This window comes from Delftia sp. Lp-1 (genome assembly GCF_020523835.1).
In the GTDB taxonomy this organism is placed as follows: domain Bacteria; phylum Pseudomonadota; class Gammaproteobacteria; order Burkholderiales; family Burkholderiaceae_C; genus Comamonas; species Comamonas acidovorans.
Genome location: NZ_JAJALJ010000001.1, coordinates 2,920,656 through 2,945,868, shown reverse-complemented (window position 1 = coordinate 2,945,868; position 25,213 = coordinate 2,920,656). Strand labels below are relative to the sequence as shown.

Here is a 25,213-nt window from a genome sequence, read left to right as displayed (position 1 = left end):
GCGCCCGCGCTCGCCTCACCGCTGCTTTTCTTCAGATTCCCATCCGCTTTGCGCACCACCTGGGCCTGCCCTGGCGGTGCGCCTTGCTGCGCGCTGCACCAAAACAAATCCGTAAATTGGTCTGATCAATAAACATCGTGGTGCATTATCTGCACTATTTTAGGTGTTTACCCTGTTCATCTACCCACTTGAAAGCTCTGAGAATCGCACCACTTCGCGCAATGGTCTGAATTTTGGTTTAATTGGTTGGACCAATTTGCCAATGGCCCACAAGGCACCAGCGCGGGGAACACTCCCGGTCACCGTTGCAGCCAGCCAGCAGACATCCAGTGCGGATCGCACCGCATGCCAACGCTGCGACGAGAGGGAGTGGCCGACAAGGGGCGCTTACCGCGCCCTCCCCATCATCTAGAGACACGGTCATGCAAACCATCTGGCAGCAGAACTACGATCCCGCCGGGAACATCTGGATCTCGGCGCTGATCGCGCTGATTCCCATCATCTTTTTCTTCCTGGCGCTGACCAGGTTCCGTCTCAAGGGCTACCAGGCCGGCACCGTCACCGTGGCGCTGGCGCTGGGCGTGGCGCTGCTGTTCTACAAGATGCCCGTGAGCGCGGCGCTGGCCTCGGCCGTGTACGGCTTCTTCTACGGCCTGTGGCCCATTGCCTGGATCATCGTGGCGGCCGTGTTCCTCTACAAGATTTCGGTCAAGACGGGGCAGTTCGACGTGATCCGCTCGTCCATCCTGTCGGTCACGCCCGACCAGCGGCTGCAGCTCATCCTGGTGGGCTTTTGCTTCGGCGCCTTCCTGGAGGGCGCGGCCGGCTTCGGCGCGCCCGTGGCCATCACGGCCGCGCTGCTGGTGGGACTGGGCTTCAAGCCGCTTTATGCGGCGGGCCTGTGCCTGATCGCCAACACGGCGCCCGTGGCCTTTGGCGCCATGGGCATTCCCATCATCGTGGCGGGGCAGGTCTCGGGCGTGGATGCATTCGCCATCGGCCAGATGGCCGGCCGCCAGCTGCCCTTCATGACCGTGCTCGTGCTGTTCTGGCTGATGGCCATCATGGACGGCTGGCGCGGCGTCAAGGAAACCTGGCCTGCCGTGCTGGTGGGCGGCGGCTCCTTCGCCGTGGTGCAGTTCCTCACGGCCAACTACATCGGCCCCGAGCTGCCGGACATCACCTCGGCCATCGTCTCGCTGGTGGCGCTGACGCTGTTCCTCAAGGTCTGGCAGCCCAAGCGCATCTTCCGTTTCGACACGGAAGGCGAGGGCGGCAAGGCTGCGGCAGTTGCAGCACCGGCCATCACCTCCGGCGCACCGCTGACAGCAGGCGCCGTCATCAAGGCCTGGTCGCCCTTCATCATCCTCACGGCCATGGTGACGATCTGGAGCATCAAGCCCTTCAAGGCGCTGTTCGCCGCAGGCGGCCCGCTGGCCTCCACCGTCATCAACATCCCCGTGCCCTTCCTGCACAACCTGGTGGAGAAGACGCCGCCCGTCGTGGCCGCCGCTGCGCCCTACGGCGCGGTCTACACCTTCAACTGGCTGCTGGCCACCGGCACGGCCATCCTGATCGCGGCGCTGATCACCATCACCTTCACGCGTCTGTCTCCCGCCAAGGCCGTGGCCACGCTGGGCGAGACCTTCAGGGAACTGGCCGTGCCGATCTACTCCATCGGCATGGTGCTGGCCTTCGCCTTCGTGGCCAACTACTCGGGCCTGTCGGCCACGCTGGCCCTGGCGCTGGCGCATACGGGCCAGGCGTTCACGTTCTTCTCGCCCTTCCTGGGCTGGATCGGCGTGTTCCTCACGGGCTCGGACACCTCGGCCAACGCGCTGTTCGCCGCGCTGCAGGCCACCACGGCGCAGCAGCTGGGCCTGCCCCAGGTGCTCACGGTGGCGGCCAACACCACGGGCGGCGTGACGGGCAAGATGATCTCGCCCCAGTCCATCGCCATTGCCTGCGCGGCCGTGGGCCTGGCAGGCCGCGAGTCGGACCTGTTCCGCTTCACGGTCAAGCACAGCCTGATGTTCGCTGTGATCATCGGGGTGATCACCACGCTGCAAGCCTATGTGTTTACGTGGATGATTCCTGGTCACTGAAAACACCAGAGAGTTCCCCATGCGCGTTGCCGATCAAGTTGTCGAGAAATTGCTTGCCCTGGTGCAGGCCAGCGGAGTGCAGCCCGGACAGCGGCTGCCCGCAGAGCGGCAACTGGCGGCCGAGCTGGGTGTCTCGCGCACCTCGGTGCGCGAGGCCATACAGAAACTCACCAGCCAGGGCGTGCTGCTGGCGCGGCGCGGCGATGGCACTTACCTGCAGGAGCCGGAGCCGGCTGCCGAGCCTGCGGACTGGCTCAAGGACGCCATGCGGCCGCTGGCCGGCCTGATGGAGTCCGACTCCCACTACCGCTATGACGTGCTGGAAACCCGCCATGCGCTGGAGACCAGCACGGCCTGGCTGGCAGCCCAGCGTGCCACGGAGCGCGACAAGGACCATATCCAGCGCTGCTTCGAGGTGATGATCCAGCACCAGCAAAGCGGCCACGCCGAGCTGGCGGCGCGCGCCGATGCGCAGTTCCACCTGGCCATTGCCGAGGCCTCGCACAACCTGGTGCTGGTGCAGGTCATGCACAGCCTGTTCACCGTGGTGCTGTCCACGGTGGAACGCAACCGCCACGACATGTTCCGCCTGAGCGCACCCCAGACCCTGCAGGAGCTGACCGTGCAGCACCAGAGCCTGATGCAGGCCATCCTGGACGGCGACCCGCAGCGCGCCCGCGAATGCATCGGCGAGCACCTGGAGCATGTGCGCACCACCATCCAGCGCCTGGACGAGGACCGCGCGCGGCGCGAGCGCTCCATGCGGCTGCCTCTGAAATGAAGCTCCCCCTGAGTCGCTGCGCGCCTTCCCCCTCTCTGCTCGCTTCGCGAGGGAGGGGGACGACACCCTCGGTGCGGGGCGGCCCTTCCTCGGTGTCCCTGGATTGGGGTGCGCCAGTCTCATGCGAGATCGCCCCAGGCCAGCGTCCTGTTGACCTATTTTGAAAGACATGAGACCACCATCATGATCATCTCCTCCACCTCCGACTACCGTGCGGCGGCGCAAAAGCGCCTGCCGCCTTTCCTGTTCCACTACATCGACGGCGGCGCCTATGCCGAGCAGACGCTGCGCCGCAATGTGGAAGACCTGGCCGCCGTGGCGCTGCGCCAGCGCGTGCTCAAGGACATGAGCCGGCTGGACACCAGCATCGAGCTGTTCGGCGAGAAGCTGTCCATCCCCGTGGCGCTGTCGCCCGTGGGCCTGACGGGCATGTACCGCCGCCGCGGCGAAGTGCAGGCCGCGCGCGCGGCCGACGCCCATGGCATTCCGTTCACCATGTCCACGGTCTCGGTCTGCCCCATCGAAGAGGTGGCGCCCAAGATCAAGCGCCCCATGTGGTTCCAGCTCTATGTGCTCAAGGACCGGGGCTTCATGCAGAACGCGCTGGAGCGTGCCCAGGCGGCCGGATGCTCCACCCTGGTCTTCACCGTGGACATGCCCGTGCCCGGCGCGCGCTACCGCGATGCGCATTCGGGCATGAGCGGCCCGAATGCCGCCATGCGCCGCTACTGGCAGTCGGTTACGCATCCGGCATGGTCCATGGACGTGGGCCTGCTGGGCCGTCCGCATGACCTGGGCAACATCTCGGCCTACCGGGGCAGCCCCACGGGCCTGGCCGACTACATCGGCTGGCTGGGCGCCAATTTCGATCCCTCCATTTCCTGGAAGGACCTCGAATGGATACGCGCCTTCTGGAAGGGGCCCATGGTCATCAAGGGCATCCTGGACCCCGAGGACGCCAAGGACGCCGTGCGCTTTGGCGCCGACGGCATCATCGTCTCCAACCATGGCGGCCGCCAGCTCGACGGCGTGCTGTCCTCGGCCCGCGCGCTGCCGGCCATTGCCGATGCGGTCAAGGGCCAGATCAAGATCCTGGCCGACTCCGGCATCCGCAACGGCCTGGACGTGGTGCGCGCCATCGCCCTGGGCGCCGACTGCGCCATGATCGGCCGCGCCTTCATCTACGCCCTGGCCACCTCCGGCGAGGCGGGCGTCAAGCACCTGCTGGAACTATTGGAGAAGGAAATGCGCGTGGCCATGACGCTGACCAGCGTGAGCAAGGTATCCGACATCACCGGCGACCTGCTGGTGCGCCAGCCATGAGCGCGCTGCAGACTCCGGTCGTCTCCCGCGAGGCCCTGCTGCTGCAGTTGCGCGAAGCCGTGGGCGCCGCCCATGTGCTCACCGACGACCAGGCCACGCGCCGCTTCCGCAAGGGCCACCGCACGGGCGAGGGCCCGGTGCTGGCCGTGGTGCGGCCCGCGACGCTGCTGGAGCAGTGGAAGGTGGTGCAGGCCGCCGTGGCGGCCGGGCGCATCGTCATCATGCAGGCCGCCAACACGGGCCTGACGGGCGGCTCCACGCCCGACGGCGCGGACTACGACCGCGAGATCGTGCTCATCAACACCTTGCGCATCACCGGCGTGCAGGTCATTGGCGGCGGCGCCCAGGTGGTCTGCCTGCCCGGCGCCACGCTGGACCGGCTGGAGCAGGCGCTGGCGCCGCTGGGGCGCGAGCCGCATTCGGTGATCGGCTCGTCGTGCATCGGCGCCTCGGTGCTGGGCGGCATCTGCAACAACTCGGGCGGCGCCCTGGTGCGGCGCGGCCCGGCTTACACCGAGCTGGCGCTGTACGCGCGTGTCTGCGACGACGGCTCGCTGGAACTCGTCAACCACCTGGGCATCGCCCTGGGCCGCACGCCCGAGGAAATCCTCACCCGGCTGCAAAACGGCGACTACACCGAGTCCGACATCGCCCACGATGCGCAGCGCGCCGCCTCCGACCCGCGCTATGCCGAGGCCGTGCGCGCCGTGGACGAGGACACGCCCGCGCGCTTCAACGCCGATCCCTCACGCCTGTTCGAGGCCTCGGGCTCGGCCGGCAAGCTGTGCCTGTTCGCCGTGCGGCTGGACACCTTCCCCAAGGAGCCCAGCACCGTCTTCTACATAGGCAGCAATGCGCCCGACGACCTCACGGCCGTGCGCCGCGAGCTGCTGACCGCGCTGCCGCGCCTGCCGATCGCGGGCGAGTACATCCACCGCACGGCCTACGACATCGGCGAGAAATACGGCAAGGACACCTTCCTGCTGATCGACCGCTTCGGCACGGCCAGGGTGCCGGCCGCCTTCGCCCTCAAGAGCCGCGTGGACGGCTTCTTCGAGCGCTTCGGCCTGCGCGGCGTCACCGACCGCGTGATCCAGGCGCTGACCAACCTGCTGCCCAGCCACCTGCCCGCGCGCATGCGCCAGTGGCGTGACCGCTACGAGCACCACCTGCTGGTGCGCGTGTCCAACGACACGGCCGAGGCCACGCGTGAATTCCTCACGCGGCACTTCAGCGGCAGCACCACGGGCGGCTGGTTCGAGTGCGATGCCGACGAGGGGCGCAAGGCCTTCCTGCACCGCTTCGCCATCGCGGGCGCGGCCATCCGCTACCGCGAGGTGCACCGCGCCCAGGTGGAGGACATCGTCGCCCTCGATGTCGCCCTGCGCCGCAACGACCGCGAATGGGTGGAGCAACTGCCCGCCCAGGTCGAGCGCGACATGGTCCACAAGCTCTACTACGGCCACTTCTTCTGCCATGTCTTCCACCAGGACTACATCGTCAAGAAGGGCGTGGACCCGCTGGCCATGGAGCACCGCATGTGGGAACTGCTGGACGCGCGCCGCGCCGAGTACCCGGCCGAGCACAACGTGGGCCACCTCTACGTGGCCAAGCCCGCGCTGGCGGGCTTCTACCGCGAACTGGACCCGACCAACACCTTCAACCCCGGCATAGGCCACACCTCGCGCAAGCTGGGTTGGGAGGAATGCTGCGACCGGCCGGGGGGGTGGCCCAAGGGGTATTCGGAGTAGGGGGAAGCTGTGCGGGAGGGTACGCCAGGGCCAACTGGCGCATCACGATCCGCAGCTCTGCCGGGTCGCCATCGGCCAGGATGGCGTTGATGGTCTCGACGGCCAGGGCCGGATCGCTGCGGTACAGCTCGGCCATGGCGTCGTCATGGGACCTGCTTCGCATCATCCGATCTCCTCAAAGCCTGCCTCTGTTCAATCCAGCTGGATGTTTCCTGCCGTGGGCAGGATGCTGTCCAGCACCCAGGCCTGCACGGCGGCAGTGTCGGCAAGGTCGCCGTCGAAGACGAACTGCGGCAGGTAGGGCTTGCCCTCCTTGTCCTGGCGCCCGTGGTTCTTCCAGACCTTGAGGGGGACGCGGAACGTCACTGTGGGCGAAAGTGCCTTGTCGGCCACGTCGGTGTACTGCGTGTCCGTTCCGGTCATGCTGCCCACGTGCACGATGCCCGGAATCTGCAGCGCCGCACTCACGAAATCCAGGCAGGCGCTCTGGCATTGGGCATCCGTGACCAGCACCAGCTTGCCCTTGAAGGGGTTTGCGCGTGCGGCGGCGGTGTCTTGCTGCAACTCCTTGTGCGTTTCATCGACCTGCGGCTGCTCGACAAAATCTTCCCCGCGCAATGCGGCATCGCCCATCAGCGAGGCCATCTGCTGTGTGAACTGGTAGACCAGGCTGCCGGCGCCTTCCGTGCGCAGGAGCTGTGTCCTGCGCTCTTCGAACGCCTCCAGGGCCATGGCGGAGACACGCCAGTAAGCCCTGGCTTGGGAGTGCTGCGTGGCGCCTGCCGTGATGGCATCTGTCAGCAGGGCCATCAGGATGCGGTAGCCGAGCAGGGAGTTGCCCCCGCCATTGCCGCGCACATCGAGCACCACGGCCTGCGCATCTCCTGCCTGCCGGATGCCCTCCAGCATTTTCTCGAAGGCGGCCATGGCCTTCTCGGACGATGGCATGAAGTTGGACGCTTGGATCCACTGCACTCCCGGTCGCACTTCCTTGATGCCCTGGCGCGGTGCCCGGGGCCGCGCCAGGGCACGGGCGTCCTTGTCGTCCAGCGGCTGCCATGCCAGGTTGAAACTCCGGATTTCGCCAGCGGCGGAGCGGGTCGTGCATTGACGCACCCTGAGCGGCTCCCACAGCGGGGCGCTGGGCGATTCGCGGGTCAGGTGCCATGCCAGATCGGACTTCGTTCCCTCCAGGTGCACGAGCCGGTCCACGAAGGGCGCCACTTTGTCGGTGAGCAGATCGTCGATGGGGCTGCCGTCGCACGACAGTACCTGCTCCCCCACCTGCGGCGTATCGATCGGCCATTGCGCCGCGCGGCCCGAGACGCGGTAGCGGCCTGCCTGGCGCTGCACGGCCCAGCCCGCCCAGGTCGTGCGCACAGGCGTGGCGGCATGATGGTTGCGCCATACGGCCAGATGGCCGTCCCGGTATCCGGTGGTGTAGAAGCGCAGCGCGGCAAAGGCCTGCTGCTCCGTGGCTGCGCGCCCAGCCAGCGCTATGGCCTGGTCGTATCCCTCGCTGAACCACTGGTGGAAAGCACTTGCGCCAGGGTCGAGGACGGCGGGATGCGCCTCCCGGATCATCTGGTGCACTCGCTGGATGTCGGCCACGGCGGTGTGGCTCCAGCGCGCTGCCTCCTGGCGGGCCTGTGCGGGCGTGGGCCTGTCGGCCTTGCCCCCGTCCTGCGCCTGGCAGGACCAGGCGATGAAGAGCCATGACAGCCCTGCGATCCATCGACGATCCATGGTCTCCCTCTCTTTCTGTGCCGCACTGCAGGCGGCATGGCGTGGAAAGCGGGGAAGTGTGCAGGGGTGCGCAGTGAAAAGATATCGGAATGATCTGAATCCGTGCTTTCCAACAAGCACCCGTTGCCGGCCTGCACCAAAGCTGCAGGCCGGCAGCAGCCCTCACAGATTGATGAACACCGACTTGGTCTCCAGGTAGGCATCCAGCGCGGTGCGGCCCATGTCGCGGCCCATGCCGGACTGCTTGTAGCCGCCGAAGGGCATGCCCGGGTCCAGGGTGCTGTGGCAGTTGACCCAGACCGTGCCGGACTGGATCTTGGGGATCAGCCGGTGGACCTTGGACAGGTTGTTGGACCAGATGCTGGCGCCCAGGCCGTAGGGCGTGTCGTTGGCCCAGGCGGCGACCTCGTCCAGGTCGTCATAGGGCATGGCCACGAGCACGGGGCCGAAGATTTCCTCGCGGGCGACGCGGTGGTCGTGCTGCACGCCGGTCATCACCGTGGGCTGCACGAAGTAGCCGCGCTGGCCTGCGCGGGCGCCGCCCGTCACCACCTCGGCGCCCTGGCTGCGGCCTATGTCGATGTAGCTGCAGACGCGCTCCATCTGCTCCTGCGAGACCAGCGGGCCCATCTGCGCGCTGGGGTCCAGGCCATGGCCCAGGGTGAGCTGGGCGGCTTGGTCGGCCACGTCGGCCACCACGCGGTCGAACATGCTCTTGTGCACGTACAGGCGCGAGCCCGCGCAGCAGACCTGGCCATGGTTGAAGAAGATGGCATTGGCCGCACCCGCCGCAGCCGTGGCGGGATCGCAGTCGTCCAGCACGATGACGGGGGACTTGCCGCCCAGCTCCAGCGTGATGCGCGTCATGTTGTCCATGCAGGCATGGCCGATGAGCTTGCCCACCTCGGTCGAGCCCGTGAAGCTGACCTTGTTGACCAGCGGGTGCGAGACCAGGGGCGCGCCGGTGCCGGGGCCGTCGCCCGTGACCACGTTGAACACGCCGGGCGGAAAGCCCGCTTCCTGGATCAGCTCGGCCAGCATCAGCGCGGTCAGCGGCGTCTGCTCGGCGGGCTTGAGCACCAGGGTGCAGCCGGCGGCCAGCGCGGGCGCCAGCTTCCAGGTGGCCATGAGCAGGGGGAAGTTCCAGGGCACGACGGCGGCGACCACGCCCACGGGCTCGCGCCGGGTGTAGGTGAACATCTGGGCCTCGGGCGCAAAGGGCACGGAGTGCTCGTGCGTCATGCCCTCGATCTTGGTGGCCCAGCCGGCCATGTAGCGGATGGAGTCGATGGCCATGGCGATGTCCACGGCGCGCGCAATGGCGGCGGACTTGCCGTTGTCCAGCGATTCGACCTCGGCCAGGGCCTGGGCATGGGTCTCCATGAGGTCGGCCAGGCGCAGCATCAGGCGCTCGCGCTCCACGGGGCGCATGCGGCCCCAGGGGCCCAGGTGCAGCGCGCGGTGGGCGGCGCGCACGGCCAGGTCCACGTCGGCCGGACCGGCACTGGCGACTTCGGCGATCACGGCCTCGGTGGCCGGGTTGACGGTGGACAGGCGCTGGCCGGTCTGGGCCGCCACCCATTGGCCGTCGATGAAGAGGTCATGCGTGCCCCTGTTGAGGAAGGCGCTGGCGCGCTCGGTGATCTGGTGCTGGATGTCGCTGAGGTTCATGGTGTGCTCCTTGGTGGTGGACAGGGGACAGGGGGTGTGGATTCAGAAAACCTGCAGCAGGCGCAGGTTGATGCGGGCGTTCTCCTTGAAGCCCTGGCGCACATGCAGATCGCGGCCCACGGTGGCCAGCAACTGCGTCTTGGGCGCGACAAACACCGCGCCGCCGAAAGAGACCTTGGTGGTGGACTGGCGGTCGCCTTGCGCCACGCCGTTGACCTGGGTCTCGCCGCCCGTCAGGTGCGACAGGCCCAGGCGCAGGTCCGAGGTGTCCGACAGGTGGTAGCGCAGCAGGCCCTGGAACTGGAACTGCGCCTTTTGCTTAAGCGTGGCGCTGTGGGCGCCGAAGTCGTCGTTCTTGCCGAAGACGGTGACATCGGCCGCTAGGTCCATGGTCACGCTCTTGCCCAGCGGCTTGATCCAGCCGGCCTGCAGGGCGGCCTTCCAGCGGTTCTCGCCCAGGCTCAGCGGGTCGTTGCGGTTGTACTGGCCCGTGGGCAGCCAGACAAAGGGGGTGATGCCGAAGTGCTCCTTGTCGCCGGGCTTGGTCAGCCACAGGGTGGCGGCCAGCATCAGGTCGCCCACGCCGGTATTGCTGCCCATGGCCGCGATATCGCGCGAGGCCGACAGGCGCCCGAAGGGCAGCAGGAACTGCGGGTCGATCACATAGTCGCCCAGCTTCATGAAGTGCACGCCGCGCGCTATGCCGATGTCCGAGGTCAGCTTTGGCCGTATGGGCGCCTGGTCGCCATTGGCATAGAGGCTGTCGCGCGTGGCGTGCTGGTAATAGACCATGCCCAGCGTGGTGCCCGGAGGCAGGGCGGTGTAGTCGCCCGCGTCGATATCGACGGCGTGGGCATTGAAGGTGGCGCATGCGGCCATGGCTGCCAGGGCCAGGGATGCGCGGGTGAAGTGCTTGGATGGCATGGCGAAGAGTCCGGTCCGGTGTTTTCAGGCAAAGCCCTGCCCAGGCCTGCTGCAGGACAGCAGGGCCGGGGAGGGGAATGGGAGGTTGGGGGAGGGGGGGCGGCTCGCGCTGGCTACTTGGGCCGCACCGCGTCGGCCGTGCCCTGGATGAAGGCCTTGATCTTTTCCACGTCTTCCATGCTCAGCTTGCCCGTGAAGTCGGGCATGCCGCGCGACATGGCCGGGCCCTTGAAGATGAACTTGTCCAGGTGCTCGATGTAGGCCGGGTCCAGGTAGCCGAGGTTGGGCAGGTTGCCGCCCCGGTCCACGCCGGGCACGCCGTGGCAGAAGGCGCAGTTGCTGACGTACAGGGCCGTGCCTTCGGCCACCAGGCTCTTGTCGTAGGGCACGCCCTGCAGCAGCTTGCCCTGCTGGTAGGCGACGAAGGCAGGCGCCTCGGCCTTGCCATCCAGCGCGAAGGTGTAGACCGTGCCCGGGCCCTTGCGCTCGGTGTGGCGCGCGGCCAGGCCGTAGACGCCGCCCCAGCCCACGGCGATGGAGACGTACTGCCGACCATCGACCTCATAGGTGATGGGTGCGGCCACCACGCCCGTGCCCGTGGGCTTTTCCCAGAGCTTCTTGCCGTTGCGCGCGTCATAGGCCACGAAGCGGCCGTCGGCCGTGCCCTGGAACACCAGGTTGCCCGCCGTGGCCAGCGTGCCGCCGTTCCAGGGCGAGGCATGCTCCACGCGCCAGCGCTCCTTTTGCGCCACCGGGTCCCAGGCGATCAGGCGGCCGAAGGGCGTGCTCTTGGGCGGCTCCATGTTGACCAGCGTGGCCGTGTTCCAGCCGATATTGCTGTGCGGCTCGGGCAGGGAGCCGCCGTTGAACTTCCAGTTCTTGTTGTCCTGCAGGGTCAGCGGCACATGCTGGGCCGGCAGGTAGGCCAGTCCCGTGTCGGGGCTGTAGGACATGGAATGCCAGTTGTGCGCGCCGAAGGGGCTGGGGATCACGTCGCGCGCGCGGTCGCCGCTGCGCGCTATCGGCGTCTCGATGGGCCGGCCCTTGGCGTCGTAGCCGCTGGCCCAGTTCACGTCGACGAAGTTCTTGGCCGAGATGAACTGGCCGTTGGTGCGGTCGATCACGAAGAAGAAGCCGTTCTTGGGCGCATGCAGGATGACCTTGCGCGGCTTGCCGCCGATCTTGATGTCGGCCAGCACCATGGGCTGGGTGGAGGTGAAGTCCCAGCTGTCGCCCGGCGTTTCCTGGTAATGCCAGACGTACTCGCCCGTATCGGGGTTCAGCGCCACGATGCTGGCCAGGTACAGGTTGTCGCCACCGGCCGGGCTGCGCTTGGCTTGCGCCCAGGGCGAGCCGTTGCCCGTGCCGATGTACATGAGGTTGAGCTCGGGGTCATAGGCCATGGTGTCCCAGGCCGTGCCGCCGCCGCCGGCCTCCCACCACTTGCCGGCCGGATCCCAGGTCTTGGCGGCGCGGGCCATGGCCTCGTTCTCGAACGGCTTGGACGGATCGCCTGGCACGGTGAACCAGCGCCACTGCTGCGCGCCGGTCTCGGCGTCATAGGCCGTGACATAGCCGCGCACGCCGTACTCGGCGCCGCCGTTGCCGATCAGCACCTTGCCCTTGATGACGCGCGGCGCGCCCGTGATGGTGTACGAGTAGGCGCGGTCGATGATGGTGTCCTGCTCCCAGACCTTCTGGCCCGTGGCCGCGTCCAGCGCCACCAGGCGGCCATCGAAGGCGCCCACATACACCTTGCCCTTGTAGACCGCCACGCCCCGGTTGACCACGTCGCAGCAGCCCTTGAAGCCGTTGGCGCGGTCCACGCCGGGGTCGTAGCTCCACAGGCGCTTGCCGGTGCGCACGTCCACCGCATGCACCACGCTCCAGCTGGCCGTGACGTACATGATTCCATCGACCACCACGGGCGTGGACTCCACGCCGCGCGTGGATTCCAGGTCATACGACCAGACCAGGCCCAGCCGCTTCACATTGGCCGTGTCCAGCTGTCTGAGTTTGGAAAAGCGCGTCTCGCTGTAGTCCATGCCGTAGCTGGGCCAGTCCTTGGAACTGCGCGCGTTGTCGCGGATGCTCTGCGAGTCGATGCGCGAGGTGACGGCGCGTATGTGCTCGGGCGAGCCTTTGCTTGGCAGGCCTGCCTGCGCCAGCGCGGCGCCCGGCAGGGCCAGCGCCAGGCCGGCGGCCAGCAGCGTGGAGGAAAGCACGTGGGTCTTCATGTTGTCTCGTCTCCTGTGTGGTTTGTTTTTGCGTGCATGGCGCTGGGGGCAAGGGCACCATGTGGGAGACGATAGAAAAAGCGGCTTCGTGTCACAACATTCGGACTTTCCCGGGGGCGGATGTGTACCGCCGTGGAACAGCTCAGAACGACCGGCTGACCGTCACCCCGGCCGACAGCCCGCGTCCCGCACCCGGCTCAAAGAACCGCTGGTTACCCTCGTTGACGATGACCGACCCCGCATAGCGCCTGTCGAACAGGTTGTCCAGCCGCACAAAGGTCTGGGCGCTCCACTGCTGCCATTGCCGTGACCAGCGCAGGCTGGAGCCCCAGACGGTGTAGCCGGCCGCGCGGTCGGTGTTGCGGTCGTTCACGGCCACGGGGCCGCTGTGCAGCATGTCCACGGTCCAGGTCCATTGCGGCGACAGCTGCCAGGCCAGCTCGCTCCACAGGCGGCGCGGCGCGGTGCCGGCCAGGCGCGCGCCGGCATCCACCGGGGCGGTGGGCGTGGTGCAGGGCGTGGCCTCGCAGGTCAGGAAGCTGTCGCGGTAGCGGGCCTGCAGCAGGGTCAGGGCGGTGCTGGCCGTGAGCGGCCCCCATTGGGCATTGCCCGAGAATTCCAGCCCCCGGCGCAGCGTGCGGCCTGCGTTCTGGTAGGTGGCGCGCCCGCCCGTGTTGGACAGCACGGTGAGTTCGCGCTGGGTATGGGTCTCGAACAGCGTGAGGTTCCAGCCCGCGTTGCCGTGGCGCCCGCGCAGGCCGACCTCGACGGTGTTGTGGGCGCTGGCGGCCAGGCCGGTGTTCAGGCCGCTGTTCATGCCATTTTGGCCGCCGGGCCGGTAGGCCACTTCGTTGAGCGTGGGCGTTTCCATGCCCCGGCCCACCGATGCGTGCGCCACCAGGTCCGGCAGCAGGTTCACGCGCAGGCCCAGCGAGGGCAGCCAACCGCGCCAGGCCATGCTGCCGCTGTCGTCGCCATTGCCGGCTGCGATGTAGTGGTCCTCGGAGCGGTAGCGCACGCGCGCCTGGCGCAGGCCGGCGCTCAGGGCCAGGCTCTGCGTGCTCCACTCGGCCTGCAGGTAGGGGTCGGCGGAGCGCGCCTGGTTGCGTTCGTCGCGGCGCAGCCGGCCCTGCACGCCGAGCTGGCTGCCGATGAAGTTCTCGTAGCCGCGCCGGGTTTCGCCCTGCCAGTCGTAGGCCAGGCCTGCCGACCAGTCCAGCCGGCCGCCGGCCACATCCTCGTGGGTGCTGCGCCAGCGCAGGTTCATGCCCGCGTAGTCGCGGTCCAGGTCGATCACGCCGCCCGAATGCGAGGGCGGTGCCTGCGTGGCCACGGGAATGGACTGGTACTGCAGCACGGAACGCGTACCCGCATAGGCCATGAGTTCCAGGCGCTGGCCCGCGCCGAACTGGTGCTGCCAGGCGGCGCCCAGTTGGCGCTGGCGCACGCTTTTGCGCGTATTGAAACGCAGCGCGCTGGCCGTGGTCTGGCCGGGGGCGGCCTCGAACTCGGCGCGTGTCAGGCCCAGCGGGTCCTGGGCGCTGGCGCGCTGCTCCTGGTACTGCAGCAGCCACTGGTCGTCGCCCTGCTTGCGTGACAGCTTCATGTGGGCCGTGCTGCGGTCGGCGGCCGACTGGGGGCGCATGCCGTCGGTGGCGAAACGCTCGATGTGGATGGCATAGCGCCAGGGGGCGGAGCCGCCATCCGCCTGGTCCGGCTTTCCGCCCCCGATCGTGCCGCGCAGCTGGGTGGACAGGCGCCACAGCCCGTCCGGCCCCACGGCCATGCCGCTGCGCCACAGGCCGGGTTCCTCGCCATCTTCGGTGTACAGCAGCAGCGCACCGCCTGCGCTGTTGCCGTAGAGCACGGCGGCCGGGCCGCGCACCACGTCCAGGCGTGCGGCGTTGCCCAGCGTGAAATTGGCGGCCTGGCCCTGGCCGTCGGGCGCGCCTGCCGGAATGCCGTCCACGTACAGGCGCAGCCCGCGCACGCCAAAGGTGGAGCGCGCACCGAAGCCGCGCACCGAGATCTGCAGGTCCTGGGCGAAGTTCTGGCGGTTCAGCACCACCAGGCCCGGCACGCGCGCCAGGCTCTCGGACAGGTTGATCTGCATCTGCCCGTCTCGCAGCACGGCGCCTTCGACGCTGTCGATTGCGGCGGTGGCGCGCCACAGGTCGGGGCCGGCGCCGGGCTGGCTGGCCGTGATGACCACGGGGGCGAGCAGGGCCTCGCTGGAGTCCTGCGCTGCGTCCGCCGCGCGGGCGGGCAGGGCGTGCAGCGTGCAGGCCAGTGCGGCGCCCAGGGCGGGCAGGGCGGGCCGGGTGTGTCTTGTGCTGTGGGGGGAGCGTGTCATTGCGGGCGGGCCTGTGGCGATGCCCGAGGTTACCGAGCCCGGCAATCCGTTCCAACACGGGTGATTTCCCTAGTGCTGTCCTGTGCCGTGGCGGAACAACAATCGCGGCAGTTTTGATGTCCGTCATGCAACAGCCGCCTCCCGCCCCACTGCCCTCCAACCCCTTCTATGCCACGCGCCAGGACCGGGTGGCGCTGGCGCGCGAGCGCTATTTCGAGCGCGGCGAGCGCCCCTCGGGCCTGGTGTCCGAGCCCGTGCTGCAGTCCTGGACGCGCTGCCTGGGCGCCAGCCGCAGCCCCGACGAGAAGATCAGCTTCGACCCGGTCAGCAAGATCCGCACGGCCACCTTGCTGACCCACAACCGCGCGCTGATCGAGGCGGCGCGCGACCCCATCGCCGAACTCGAGACCGTGATCGCGGGCAGCCAGGCGCGCGCCATGCTCACCTGCAGCGAGGGCGTGGTGCTGATCGCCTCGCGCCCCACGCCGGGCGACGGCCCGCTGCTGCTGACGGCCGCGCGCGTGGGTGTGAACATCGCCGAGGATGCCGTGGGCACGGGCGCACCCGGCGTGGCCGTGCGCACGGGCGAGGTCTGCCATGTGCGTGGCGGCGAGCATTTCTTTCGCTGCCTGGCCTCGCTGCACTGCGCGGCCGCGCCCGTGCGCGACGCCAGCGGGCGCACCGTGGCCATGCTGGACCTGAGCAGCGAGGCGGGCCCCTTTCGCTTTGATGCGGGCGCCATGGCCCACATGTATGCCACCTGCATCGAGAACCGGCTGCTGGTGGGCGCCGCCCGCATGCACCTGCTGCTGCGCTTCCAGTCCAGCCGCAGCATGTTCGGCACGCCGCTGGAAGGGCTGGCCGCCGTGGATGGCGAGGGCACGGTGCGCTGGTTCAACGGCGTGGGTGCCCAGTTGTTCGACTGCCCGCGCAGGCCCGCCGAAGGGCTTGCGGCCGAAGAGGTCTTCGGCCTGGGCCTGAACCAGTTGCTGGAGCTGGCCCACCACGGCCAGGCGCGCCCGCAGATGCTGCCCACGGGGCTGACGCTGTGGATGGAGGCGAGGCTGGATGAGGCATCTTCCCAGGTCGAGGAGGTGCCGCCGGCCATCGAGGCCCTGCCACCGCCCGCCGACGCGCCGTCCGAGGCACCGTCTTCCCTGGGCGAGGCCAGCCGCGAGCTGATCGAGCAGGCCCTGGCCCGCTGCCAGGGCAATATCTCGCAGGCCGCCCGCATGCTGGGCGTCTCGCGCGGGCTGCTGTACCGGCGCCTGCGCGAATGGGGCAGGGCTTAGGCCGTCTGGCCTATGCCGGCATGGCGGCCAGCGCGCCGCGCATCCATTCGATGAAGACTCCCGCCTGGGCCGGCAGCGCACGCCCTGCAGCGGGCACGGCGCGCAGGCCGCCCTCGAAGGGTACGAAGCCATGGGGCGCCACCAGCAGCCCCTCCTTGAGCTCGCGTGCGATCAGCCGCTGCTCCACCAGGGCGACGCCAAGGCCTGACAACGCTGCTTCTATGCACAGGTGTGTGTGCGGGAACGCCAGCGTCTCGCCCAGGGCCACGGGCTGGCCCGTAAGGGCTTCCCACTGGTTCCAGGCGCTGGCCGTGTACTCATGTGCAATGCGCGCGCGGTTGGCGGGCCGGCGCCGGGCATAGGCCGGCGTGCAGACGGCGCCGAAATGCACGGGCGCCAGTTCGATGGCGCGGCGGCGGTCGGCCTCGGCGTAGGTGGACAGGTCCCAGGCAATGATCAGGTCGGCGCCCTCGTGGCGCATCTCGCGCGCCGAGGTCATGGACAGGCGGATGCGGATATGCGGGTGGCTGCGGTAGAACACCGCCAGCTGCGGCACCAGCCAGCGCATGGCAAAGGTGGCGCTGCAGGCCACATGCAGCCCCGGCGCCTGAGCGTCGCGCGCCAGCTGGACATAGGCGGCCTCCAGCTGGTCGAAGGCCGTGCGCACCGAGGCATGGAAGGCGGCGCCGGCCTCGGTCAGGCGCAGGCCGGTGCCTTCTTTCTCGAACAGCGCCGCGCCCGCGTGCTCCTGCAGCAGGCGCAGGTGGCGGCTGATGGCACCGTGGCTGCGGCACAGTTCCTCGGCCGCGCGGGTCACCGAGCCGGTGCGGGCAATGGCCTCGAAGGCGCGCAGGGCGGCCAGCGGTGGCAGTTGTCTCATGGCAATCAATTCGTCAGAAAAGCTGACGCATGGGCAGAAAAACTGCATTGTCCCGCATTGCCGTGATTTCTAGCATGGAGGCCCGTTCATTGGAGTTGTGCAGGCTTGCCAGCTCCTTTGCACAGTTCAATTTCTTGACGAAAAGGAGTTTCCATGCAGATCACCGATATCGCGGCCCATGAGGCGCTGGACAGCCGGGGCCATCCCACCGTGGAGGTCGAGGTCGAGCTGGAGGACGGCGCGCGCGGCCTGGCCCTGGTGCCCTCGGGCGCCTCCACGGGGCGGCATGAGGCGCTGGAGCGGCGCGACGGCGATGCCTCGCGCCATCTGGGCAAGGGCGTGCTGGGGGCGGTGCAGGCCGTCAACACCGAGCTGCGCGATCTGCTGCGCGGCATGCGGGCCGACGCCCAGGGCCGCATCGACACGGCCATGATGGCGCTGGACGGCACGCCCGGCAAAAGCCGGCTGGGCGCCAACGCGCTGCTGGGCGTGTCGCTGGCCGTGGCCCGCGCGGCGGCGGCCAGCCAGCGCATGCCGCTGTGGCGGCACATGGGCGGTGCCCAGGCGCGCGTGCTGCCCGTGCCCATGATCAATGTCATCAACGGCGGCGCCCATGCCGACAATCCGCTGGACTTCCAGGAGTTCATGCTGCTGCCGGTGGGGGCGGACAGCTTCGGTGAAGCGCTGCGCATGGGCGCCGAGGTCTTTCACACGCTGCGCCATGCGCTCAAGGCCGCAGGCCACAGCGTCAACGTGGGCGACGAGGGCGGATTTGCGCCCGCCCTGCGCAGCGCGCCCGAGGCGCTGGACCACCTGATGGCCGCCATCGAGCGCGCCGGCCTGCGCCCCGGCAGGGACATCGCCCTGGCGCTGGACCCTGCGGCCAGCGAGTTCCATGGCGAGGACGGCTACCGCTACGCGGGCGAGGGCCTGGTGCGCAGCCGCCAGCAGCAGGTGGACTACCTGGCGCAGCTGGTGGAGCACTACCCCATCGTCTCCATCGAGGACGGCATGGCCGAGGACGATATCGAGGGCTGGCAGGCCCTGGGCCGGCGCCTGGGCGGACGCTGCCAGCTGGTGGGTGACGATGTGTTCTGCACGAACCCCGGCCTGTTCGAGGGCGGCATTGCCCGGGGCGTGGGCAACGCCATCCTGGTCAAGATCAACCAGATCGGCACGCTGACCGAAACCTGGGACGTGCTGCGCCTGGCGCATGGCGCGGGCTACGGCGTGGTGATGTCGCACCGCTCGGGCGAGACCGAGGACACAAGCATTGCCGACCTGGCCGTGGCGGCCCAGTGCGCCATGATCAAGACCGGCTCGCTGTCGCGCGCCGACCGCACGGCCAAATACAACCGGTTGCTGCGCATCGAGCGCGAACTGGGCCCGGCCGCCGTCTATGCGGGGCGCCGTGCGCTCAAGGGCCGGGCGGGTCAGGAAGCCGTGTCGGCCGCTGCGGGTGTTGCGGGCGCTCTGTAGACCAGCACCTTGAGGCTGCGCTCGGCGTCAATGTCGGCGAAGGTGGCCGGGTTGGCCAGGCGCTCGACGAACTCCAGCTCGGGCGCCACTTCCTGCATCTGCGATGTCAGGAACTGCGTACCCATCTCCGGCGCGTTCAGGCACAGCAGCACATGGCCGCCGGGGCGCAGCAGGTCGGGCAGGCGGCGCATCAGGCGGGCATAGTCCTTGGTGGCGACGAAGCTGCCCTTCTGGTAGCTGGGCGGGTCCACCACGATCAGGTGGTAGGGCCCGCCGCGCGTGATCTTGCCCCAGCTGCTGAAGATGTCGTGGGCCAGGAAGCTGGCGCCCGACAGATCGTTGAGCCGGTGGTTCTGCTGGCCCGTGGCCAGCGCGCCCTGGGCCATGTCCATGTTCATCACGTGGCGCGCCCCGGCCTGCAGGGCCACCACCGAAAAGGCGCAGGTATAGGCGAACAGGTTGAGCACCTTGATGCCGTGGCGGTGCTCGGGATGGTTGGCCACATGCGCGTGCACCCAGCGCCGGCCTTCGGCCATGTCCAGGAACAGGCCGTGGTTCTGGCCGCGCAGCACCTGCACGCGGTAGCGCGTGCCGGCCTCGGTGACGATGTGGGGGTCGGGCACCTCACCGGCCATGAGCCGTGTCTCGGCGGGCGCGGCGGGCTGGCGCAGCTGGTAGACCCAGTTCAGGGGCTGGTCCGGTGCCAGTTCGCTCCAGCGCAGTGACAGCGCTGTGCCGATGGCGGCCAGGGCGTCATCGTCCAGCGGCTGGAAGCTGGTGAGCACCAGCACGGGCGGGAAGGCGTCGAGCACCAGATGCTCGCAGCCCGGGTACAGGCCGCCACGGCCGTGGAAGATGCGTTGGGCGTCGGAGGGCAGGGCCATCCGGGCGATGGCGTCGAGCAGGGCTTGCATGGGAAAGGCTGGATCTGGCAGGGGCGCCGGGTGTGCCGGGTGGAACCGTATGGGACCGTATGGTTCCAGGCAGGGGGCGACGAAAAGGTCTGCCAGTGTATGCAGTTTGGGGCCCAGCCCAGGCAAACCCGGGCTCAGGCCCCATTCAGCGGTGCTGCGGGCAGGCTCAATGCCGCCAGCCGCGCCGCACCTCGAAGAAACTGCATTCGCCGTCGCCCAGGCCCTGCATGCCGGCCTCGGTGGCGGCGCGCGCAGCCTTCATCCAGCGGGCGAAGGCGAGCTTGGCGTCGTCGCTGATTTCTTCAGGGGGCGTGTCTTCCAGGCCCTCTACCAGGTACAGGGTTTCACTGACCTGCTCGGCGCTGCCGAGCTGGCGTTCGAGCACGCGGGCATAGCGTGCCTCGGCCTTGTTGCGTTCCTGCTCGGGCAGGTTGGGGTAGTCACACAAGGTGACGGTGAAGGCGGCTTCTTGCATGTCCATGGTTCACGAGATGAGGATGATGACTGGCGAAATATACAGTATTAACTGGCTGCACATCCAGTATTTTCCCGGTGTTTTTTTACAGTGTTATCCCGGTGGGGTCGCTGCCGGGCAGCGGCTGCAGCCATGCGGCCACAATCGCCTGCAAGGAGAAAACCATCGCCATGACGAACGAATCGACCACGGGCAGCCCGGCCTGGGACCCCGAAGCCACGGGCCATGCGCTGTTTGCCACGCGCATGGGGCCCTGCGGCGTGGCCTGGGGCGCCTGCGGCCTGGTGGCCTTTCAGTTGCCCGAGGTGGACGGCCCGGCCGCCACGCGCACGCGCATGCTGCGCGGCGTGCAATTGCGCAGACCGGGCAGCTACGCCGCAGCGGCGCGGGCCGAGGACCTGCCGGCCAGCGTGGCACAGGCCATCGCCGGCGTGCAGGTGCTCATGGCGGGCCATGGCGAATGGACTGTGGAGCCTTCCGCGCCCAGCGTGCGGCAGTTGCGTGACGGCCCGGTGCTGCCCGATCTGCGATCACGGCGCATGCTGCCCGCAGGCGAGGCACTGCCGGATCTGGCCGGGCTGGCCCTGGACTGGCACGGCGTGTCGGACTTTCACCGCCGCGTCTATGACCTGACGCGCGCCATTGCACCCGGCCATACGCGCACCTATGGCGAGATTGCACGCGAGTTGGGCGAGGTGGGCCTGTCGCGCGCCGTGGGACAGGCGCTGGGCCTCAACCCTTTTGCGCCCGTGATTCCCTGCCACCGCGTGCTGGCTGCCGGCGCCCAGCCGGGCGGTTTCTCGGGCGGCGGCGGCGCGCTGACCAAGCTGCGCATGCTGGAGATCGAGGGTGCGGCCTGGGGCGGCACGCGCTCGTTGTTCGGGGATTGACGGGCCGGACACGCATGTGACATGCGGCACAGCAGGGCGGCTTGCACAATCGCCGCTGCAGGCTGTTCCGCTTGGGGATGGCCGCCCTCCATTCCAACCATGACCGGAACACAAGACCCGGCGCAGGAGACAGACGAATGACTCGCAATGTGCAGCAACTTTTCGACCTCACCGGCAAGACGGCCCTGGTGACCGGCGGCTCGCGCGGCCTGGGCCTGCAGATGGGCCATGCGCTGGGCGAGGCGGGCGCCAGGATCATGCTGAGTTCGCGCAAGGCCGCCGACCTGGAGGAAGCCGCCGCCGAGCTGCAGGCCGCAGGCATCGACGCCCGCTGGATCGCCGCCGACTGCGCCAACGAGGCCGACATCGAGCGCCTGGCCGCCGAGACCCTGGAGCGCCTGGGCCAGGTGGACATCCTCATCAACAACGCAGGCGCCAGCTGGGGCGCGCCAGCCGAGGAACACCCGGTGGCCGCCTGGGACAAGGTGATGAATCTCAACGTGCGCGGCTACTTCCTGCTGAGCCAGCAGATCGCGCGGCGCAGCATGATCCCGCGCAAGACCGGGCGCATCATCAACCTGGCCTCCATCGCAGGCCTGGGCGGCAACCCGCTGGGCATGAAGACCATTGCCTACAACACCTCCAAGGGCGCGGTCATCAACTTCACGCGCGCGCTGGCCGGCGAGTGGGGCGTGCACGGCATCAACGTCAACGCCATCTGCCCGGGCTTCTTCAAGACCAAGATGGCCAGCGTGCTGATCGAGACCCTGGGCGAGGATGAAATGAAATCCCACGCCCCGCTGCGCCGCCTGGGCGACGACGAGGACCTCAAGGGCCTGACCCTGCTGTACGCCAGCGACGCGGGCAAGCACATCACGGGCCAGTGGGTGGCCGTGGACGGCGGCGTCAGCGCCCTGGTGGGCGGTTGAGCCGCAGCGGCGCTGCTGCCGAGGTGACAGTTTTTCCCGCAGATCGTGCCGCCGCGCGCCATGGTGCCTTCGGGCGCCCTTATGCTCGCCTGCATTGCGATCTGAACTGGAGAATTTCGTGCTGGATTTTGGCCACCCCATCCCCTTCGTCGACCACCTGGGTTTCACCCTGCACCGCATGGAGGACGGGGAGTCCGAACTGCGCTTCGAGGCGCGTCCCGAGCACCTGAACACCTTTGATGTGACCCACGGCGGCGCCACCATGACCCTGCTGGACGTGACCATGGCCGTGGCCGCACGCAGCCTGCAGCGCGACATGGGCTGCGTGACCATCGAGATGAAGACCAGCTTCATGCAGCCGGCGCGCGGCCCGCTGGTGGCCAAGGGCGTGGTGCTGCACCGCACGCGTTCCATGGCCTATACCGAGGCGCGCGTGTTCGATGCCTCGGGCCGGCTGTGCAGCCATGCCACCGGAACGTTCAAGTACATGCCGCGCGTGGCCAAGCCGGCCGCCGCCGAGACAACCCTCGCCACGGACTGATCCGCACGGCGAATTTGCCAGATACCCAATGCCACACGCCAGCCCCGGCAGCACCGGGAACTGGTTCCATTGTTTGTGATGCCACCGGAGGTTTTCCCATGCCCGTGAACCAGCAGATCCTGCTCGACAACCGCCCCGAGGGCGAAGCCGTGGAAAGCAATTTCCGCCTCGCCAAGACCGAGACCCCCGCGCTGGCCGAAGGCCAGGTGCTGGTGCGCCACCACTACCTGAGCCTGGACCCCTACATGCGCGGCCGCATGAATGACAGCAAGAGCTACGCCCAGCCGCAGCCGCTGGGCGAGGTCATGATCGGCGGCACCGTGGGCGAGGTGGTGGAAAGCCGCCATCCCAAGTTTGCCGTTGGCGACAAGGTCGTGGGCATGGGCGGCTGGCAGGAATACAGCGTGGTCGATGGCGATGCGCCCGGCATGCTGCGCAAGGTGGACACCACCCATGTGCCGCTGTCGCACTACCTGGGCGCCGTGGGCATGCCCGGCGTGACGGCCTGGTACGGCCTGGTGAAGATCATCGCCCCCAAGGCCGGCGAGACCGTGGTGGTCAGCGCCGCCACGGGCGCCGTGGGCAGCGCCTTCGCGGCCCTGGCCAAGGCGCGCGGCTGCCGCGTGGTGGGCATTGCGGGCGGCCCCGAGAAGTGCCGCTACGCCACCGAGGAGCTGGGCTTCGACGCCTGCATCGACTACCGCGAGCACCCCGACTCCAAGACCATGGCCAAGGCGCTCAAGGACGCCTGCCCGCAGGGCATCGACGGCTACTTCGAGAACGTGGGCGGCTACATCCTCGACGCCGTGCTGCTGCGCACCAACGCCTTTGCGCGCATCGCGCTGTGCGGAATGATCGCCGGCTACGACGGCACGCCGCTGCCCATGACCAATCCCGCGCTCATCCTTATCAACCGCATCCGCATCGAAGGCTTCATCGTCAGCGAGCACATGGAAGTCTGGCCCGAGGCGCTGCAGGAACTGGGCCGCCTGGTGGGCACCGGCAAGCTGCGCCCGCGCGAGAGCATTGCCGAAGGCATTGCCTCCGCACCCTCGGCCTTCCTGGGCTTGCTCAAGGGCAAGAACTTCGGAAAGCAGTTGGTGAAACTGATCTGACCCCACAACAACACCAGGAGACAAGGGAATGATCAAGAACTTCAAGGGCAAGACGGCGGTGCTGACGGGCGCGGGCTCGGGCTTCGGCCTGGAGTGCGCGCGCATCGGCGCGAAGCTGGGCATGAACCTGGTGCTGGTCGATGTGCAGCAGGAGGCGCTGGACAGGGCCGCCGCCGAGTTCGAAGGGAAGGGCGTGCGCGTGTTGGCACGCCGCGTGGATGTGTCCGACGCAGCCCAGATGCAGGCCCTGGCCGATGAGGTGCGCCAGCAGTTCGGCGCGCCGCACTTCGTGTTCAACAACGCAGGCGTGGGCGCGGGCGGGCTGGTCTGGGAGAACACGCTGGAAGATTGGCAGTGGGTGCTGGGCGTCAACCTCTGGGGCGTGATCCACGGCGTGCGGCTGTTCACGCCCATGATGCTGGAGGCGGCCAAGGCCGATCCGTCCTTCGAGGGCCACATCGTCAACACGGCCAGCATGGCCGGCCTGCTGGCGCCGCCCAACATGGGCATCTACAACGTCAGCAAGCACGCCGTGGTGAGCCTGACCGAGACGCTGTACCAGGACCTGGCCCTGGTCTCCGACCAGATCAGCGCAAGCGTGCTGTGCCCCTTCTTCGTGCCCACGGGCATCAGCCACAGCGAGCGCAACCGGCCCAGCCATCTGGCCGCCCAGCCGCTGACGGCCAGCCAGAAGATCGGCCAGGCCATGAGCGAGAAGGCCGTGGGCTCGGGCAAGGTCACGGCCCCTGATGTGGCGCAGAAGGTTTTCGACGCCATTGCGGCCAACCAGTTCTACATCTACAGCCATCCGCAGGCCCTGGGCTCGGTCCAGACCCGCATGGAGGATGTGGTGCAGGGGCGCAATCCCACCGACCCGTTCGCGCACAAGCCCGAACTGGGCGCCAGCTTGAAGGCCTCGCTGCGCGCGGCCTGAGCGTCAGTCCTCCTCGTCCGGGTCCGGCCTGTGGGGGGCTGGCCTGGCGGGAGCCTCGGCCTTTTCATCGGGCGGCGCGGAGGGCAGGGGCCGCACCAGCCGCACCATGAGCTGGTTGCCGCGCCCCATGTCGGGCCGCGTCTCCAGGCTGTCGAGGTCAATCGCCCAAGCCTGCTGGGCCGACAGCTGCGTACCGGCACTGCCCGAGATGTTGCTGTAGTTGTAGGGATTGACGGGCCGCGCGTTCACCGCTGCCGTGCCCGTCCAGTGCCAGCCGCGTGGTGCGCCCGGGAACAGCTCGGGCGACAGGCCTTGCGGCCGTATATCGCGCGAGATCAGCCGGCGCATCTCGTTGACGCGCGGCAGTCGCCAGCGCACGCCGTCCTGCTTGGCCCGTTCGGCGGCCAGGGCCTGCGCCTGCTTGTGCGTGAATAGCTCAGGCAGGCCCGTGCAGGTCTTGCCATTCCACTGCATGCCTTCCACGCAGCGCGGCCACAGCAGGCGGGCGCGCCGGTCGATCACGTCGCGGCCGTCTTCGGATACTTCCAGCATGGCAGTGGCGCTGGCCTTGGCGTCACCGCGGGCCTGCGGGGGCGCCGCATGGGCCGGGCCCTGCATGCACGCGCCCAGCAGCAGGGCGGCGAGCAGGGGCCTTGGCAATGCGGTGAGGGTCGGCAGGAAGAGGGGCGTGGATGAGTGCATGGGGTGTCTATGCTGCTGTGGTGGCAATCTCGTATCCGAGCGTAACAGGGTTGCAGCCCCGCAAACTTGTGCCACGGCAAGCCGCCAGCGCCGCGCACGCCGGCCTGCCTGACCAGGAAATGTGAGCACCGCCCTGCAGCCCTCAGCGCTTGCCGCCACAATGGCGCGTCT

At 68.6% G+C, this 25,213-nt stretch carries 20 protein-coding genes; 11 read left to right on the top strand and 9 right to left on the bottom strand.

The features are described 5' to 3' along the window. The first annotated feature begins 422 nt into the window (after nt 1-422). From lldP to dld, 4 genes are all read left to right on the top strand, one after another. Complete coding sequence (gene lldP, locus LGR64_RS13235) at nt 423-2,105, top strand: L-lactate permease (RefSeq protein ID WP_034392749.1); 1,683 nt, start codon at nt 423-425, stop codon at nt 2,103-2,105. Between the two features lie 19 nt (nt 2,106-2,124). After that, entirely contained in the window at nt 2,125-2,886 is a 762-nt protein-coding gene (lldR, locus tag LGR64_RS13230) for a transcriptional regulator LldR (protein ID WP_141835950.1), read from the top strand. 183 nt (nt 2,887-3,069) lie between these two features. Continuing rightward, nucleotides 3,070-4,209, top strand: a complete 1,140-nt coding sequence (lldD, locus tag LGR64_RS13225) for an FMN-dependent L-lactate dehydrogenase LldD (RefSeq protein ID WP_012205184.1) — start codon at nt 3,070-3,072, stop codon at nt 4,207-4,209. Further along, on the top strand, nt 4,206-5,960 hold the full coding sequence (dld, locus tag LGR64_RS13220; RefSeq protein WP_230355690.1) for a D-lactate dehydrogenase: 1,755 nt from the start codon (nt 4,206-4,208) through the stop codon (nt 5,958-5,960). The genes lldD and dld overlap by 4 nt, the downstream gene beginning before the upstream one ends. A gap of 192 nt (nt 5,961-6,152) precedes the next feature. Here the strand turns inward: dld and LGR64_RS13210 are convergent, their stop codons facing one another. The 5 genes from LGR64_RS13210 to LGR64_RS13190 all read right to left on the bottom strand — a co-directional run bounded on the left by LGR64_RS13210 (nt 6,153) and on the right by LGR64_RS13190 (nt 14,891). Next, entirely contained in the window at nt 6,153-7,706 is a 1,554-nt protein-coding gene (locus LGR64_RS13210; protein WP_230355688.1) for a S41 family peptidase, read from the bottom strand. A gap of 162 nt (nt 7,707-7,868) precedes the next feature. Further along, nucleotides 7,869-9,377, bottom strand: a complete 1,509-nt coding sequence (locus tag LGR64_RS13205; RefSeq protein WP_034392754.1) for an aldehyde dehydrogenase family protein — start codon at nt 9,375-9,377, stop codon at nt 7,869-7,871. A 42-nt stretch (nt 9,378-9,419) separates the two neighbouring features. Continuing rightward, nucleotides 9,420-10,301, bottom strand: coding sequence for a transporter (locus LGR64_RS13200; RefSeq protein WP_230355686.1), 882 nt, complete (start codon nt 10,299-10,301; stop codon nt 9,420-9,422). 113 nt (nt 10,302-10,414) lie between these two features. Further along, nucleotides 10,415-12,538 (bottom strand): PQQ-dependent dehydrogenase, methanol/ethanol family, encoded by a 2,124-nt coding sequence (locus tag LGR64_RS13195; protein ID WP_198820863.1) that lies wholly within the window; start codon nt 12,536-12,538, stop codon nt 10,415-10,417. 142 nt (nt 12,539-12,680) lie between these two features. Continuing rightward, nucleotides 12,681-14,891, bottom strand: a complete 2,211-nt coding sequence (locus LGR64_RS13190; RefSeq protein ID WP_230355684.1) for a TonB-dependent receptor domain-containing protein — start codon at nt 14,889-14,891, stop codon at nt 12,681-12,683. A gap of 116 nt (nt 14,892-15,007) precedes the next feature. On the opposite strand from LGR64_RS13190, the gene LGR64_RS13185 reads away from it, so the two are divergent. After that, nucleotides 15,008-16,183 (top strand): helix-turn-helix domain-containing protein, encoded by a 1,176-nt coding sequence (locus LGR64_RS13185; protein WP_442873813.1) that lies wholly within the window; start codon nt 15,008-15,010, stop codon nt 16,181-16,183. A 10-nt stretch (nt 16,184-16,193) separates the two neighbouring features. Here LGR64_RS13185 and LGR64_RS13180 read toward each other — a convergent pair whose 3' ends face one another. Continuing rightward, on the bottom strand, nt 16,194-17,111 hold the full coding sequence (locus LGR64_RS13180) for a LysR substrate-binding domain-containing protein (RefSeq protein ID WP_230355680.1): 918 nt from the start codon (nt 17,109-17,111) through the stop codon (nt 16,194-16,196). 105 nt (nt 17,112-17,216) lie between these two features. Between LGR64_RS13180 and eno the strand changes: the two genes are divergently transcribed. Continuing rightward, nucleotides 17,217-18,542 (top strand): phosphopyruvate hydratase, encoded by a 1,326-nt coding sequence (gene eno, locus LGR64_RS13175; RefSeq protein WP_230355678.1) that lies wholly within the window; start codon nt 17,217-17,219, stop codon nt 18,540-18,542. Here the strand turns inward: eno and LGR64_RS13170 are convergent. Together LGR64_RS13170 and LGR64_RS13165 are read right to left on the bottom strand one after the other, a co-directional pair. Then, a complete protein-coding gene (locus LGR64_RS13170) occupies nt 18,497-19,456 on the bottom strand; it encodes a class I SAM-dependent methyltransferase (protein ID WP_071955499.1) in 960 nt (319 codons plus the stop codon). The two genes, eno and LGR64_RS13170, sit on opposite strands and share 46 nt — an antisense overlap. Before the next feature lie 166 nt (nt 19,457-19,622). After that, nucleotides 19,623-19,937 carry a hypothetical protein gene (locus tag LGR64_RS13165; protein ID WP_013802728.1) on the bottom strand — a complete coding sequence of 105 codons (315 nt, stop codon included), beginning with the start codon at nt 19,935-19,937 and terminating at the stop codon, nt 19,623-19,625. Nucleotides 19,938-20,101: 164 nt separating this feature from the next. On the opposite strand from LGR64_RS13165, the gene LGR64_RS13160 reads away from it, so the two are divergent. From LGR64_RS13160 to LGR64_RS13140, 5 genes are all read left to right on the top strand, one after another. Next, nucleotides 20,102-20,821, top strand: coding sequence for a methylated-DNA--[protein]-cysteine S-methyltransferase (locus tag LGR64_RS13160; protein WP_230355676.1), 720 nt, complete (start codon nt 20,102-20,104; stop codon nt 20,819-20,821). A gap of 137 nt (nt 20,822-20,958) precedes the next feature. Then, a complete protein-coding gene (locus LGR64_RS13155) occupies nt 20,959-21,750 on the top strand; it encodes an SDR family oxidoreductase (protein ID WP_230355675.1) in 792 nt (263 codons plus the stop codon). Between the two features lie 118 nt (nt 21,751-21,868). Beyond that, nucleotides 21,869-22,291 carry a PaaI family thioesterase gene (locus LGR64_RS13150; RefSeq protein ID WP_016446794.1) on the top strand — a complete coding sequence of 141 codons (423 nt, stop codon included), beginning with the start codon at nt 21,869-21,871 and terminating at the stop codon, nt 22,289-22,291. A 98-nt stretch (nt 22,292-22,389) separates the two neighbouring features. Continuing rightward, nucleotides 22,390-23,406, top strand: coding sequence for an NADP-dependent oxidoreductase (locus LGR64_RS13145; protein ID WP_141835981.1), 1,017 nt, complete (start codon nt 22,390-22,392; stop codon nt 23,404-23,406). A 28-nt stretch (nt 23,407-23,434) separates the two neighbouring features. Next, on the top strand, nt 23,435-24,340 hold the full coding sequence (locus LGR64_RS13140; RefSeq protein WP_141835984.1) for an SDR family oxidoreductase: 906 nt from the start codon (nt 23,435-23,437) through the stop codon (nt 24,338-24,340). 3 nt (nt 24,341-24,343) lie between these two features. Here the strand turns inward: LGR64_RS13140 and LGR64_RS13135 are convergent, their stop codons facing one another. Beyond that, nucleotides 24,344-25,042: an Lcl C-terminal domain-containing protein gene (locus LGR64_RS13135; RefSeq protein ID WP_141835986.1), complete on the bottom strand. Its 699-nt coding sequence runs from the start codon at nt 25,040-25,042 to the stop codon at nt 24,344-24,346. Nucleotides 25,043-25,213 lie beyond the last annotated feature (171 nt).

What these genes read in the sequence shown, in the direction of transcription:
- LGR64_RS13170 (WP_071955499.1), bottom strand. Translation starts at nt 19,456, where the DNA reads ATGCAAGCCCTGCTCGACGCCATCGCCCGGATGGCCCTGCCCTCCGAC.
- LGR64_RS13200 (WP_230355686.1), bottom strand. Translation starts at nt 10,301, where the DNA reads ATGCCATCCAAGCACTTCACCCGCGCATCCCTGGCCCTGGCAGCCATG.
- LGR64_RS13135 (WP_141835986.1), bottom strand. Translation starts at nt 25,042, where the DNA reads ATGCACTCATCCACGCCCCTCTTCCTGCCGACCCTCACCGCATTGCCA.
- LGR64_RS13195 (WP_198820863.1), bottom strand. Translation starts at nt 12,538, where the DNA reads ATGAAGACCCACGTGCTTTCCTCCACGCTGCTGGCCGCCGGCCTGGCG.
- LGR64_RS13205 (WP_034392754.1), bottom strand. Translation starts at nt 9,377, where the DNA reads ATGAACCTCAGCGACATCCAGCACCAGATCACCGAGCGCGCCAGCGCC.
- LGR64_RS13160 (WP_230355676.1), top strand. Translation starts at nt 20,102, where the DNA reads ATGACGAACGAATCGACCACGGGCAGCCCGGCCTGGGACCCCGAAGCC.
- LGR64_RS13180 (WP_230355680.1), bottom strand. Translation starts at nt 17,111, where the DNA reads ATGCAGTTTTTCTGCCCATGCGTCAGCTTTTCTGACGAATTGATTGCC.
- lldP (WP_034392749.1), top strand. Translation starts at nt 423, where the DNA reads ATGCAAACCATCTGGCAGCAGAACTACGATCCCGCCGGGAACATCTGG.
- lldD (WP_012205184.1), top strand. Translation starts at nt 3,070, where the DNA reads ATGATCATCTCCTCCACCTCCGACTACCGTGCGGCGGCGCAAAAGCGC.
- lldR (WP_141835950.1), top strand. Translation starts at nt 2,125, where the DNA reads ATGCGCGTTGCCGATCAAGTTGTCGAGAAATTGCTTGCCCTGGTGCAG.
- LGR64_RS13155 (WP_230355675.1), top strand. Translation starts at nt 20,959, where the DNA reads ATGACTCGCAATGTGCAGCAACTTTTCGACCTCACCGGCAAGACGGCC.
- eno (WP_230355678.1), top strand. Translation starts at nt 17,217, where the DNA reads ATGCAGATCACCGATATCGCGGCCCATGAGGCGCTGGACAGCCGGGGC.
- LGR64_RS13145 (WP_141835981.1), top strand. Translation starts at nt 22,390, where the DNA reads ATGCCCGTGAACCAGCAGATCCTGCTCGACAACCGCCCCGAGGGCGAA.
- dld (WP_230355690.1), top strand. Translation starts at nt 4,206, where the DNA reads ATGAGCGCGCTGCAGACTCCGGTCGTCTCCCGCGAGGCCCTGCTGCTG.
- LGR64_RS13190 (WP_230355684.1), bottom strand. Translation starts at nt 14,891, where the DNA reads ATGACACGCTCCCCCCACAGCACAAGACACACCCGGCCCGCCCTGCCC.
- LGR64_RS13165 (WP_013802728.1), bottom strand. Translation starts at nt 19,937, where the DNA reads ATGGACATGCAAGAAGCCGCCTTCACCGTCACCTTGTGTGACTACCCC.
- LGR64_RS13210 (WP_230355688.1), bottom strand. Translation starts at nt 7,706, where the DNA reads ATGGATCGTCGATGGATCGCAGGGCTGTCATGGCTCTTCATCGCCTGG.
- LGR64_RS13140 (WP_141835984.1), top strand. Translation starts at nt 23,435, where the DNA reads ATGATCAAGAACTTCAAGGGCAAGACGGCGGTGCTGACGGGCGCGGGC.
- LGR64_RS13185 (WP_442873813.1), top strand. Translation starts at nt 15,008, where the DNA reads ATGTCCGTCATGCAACAGCCGCCTCCCGCCCCACTGCCCTCCAACCCC.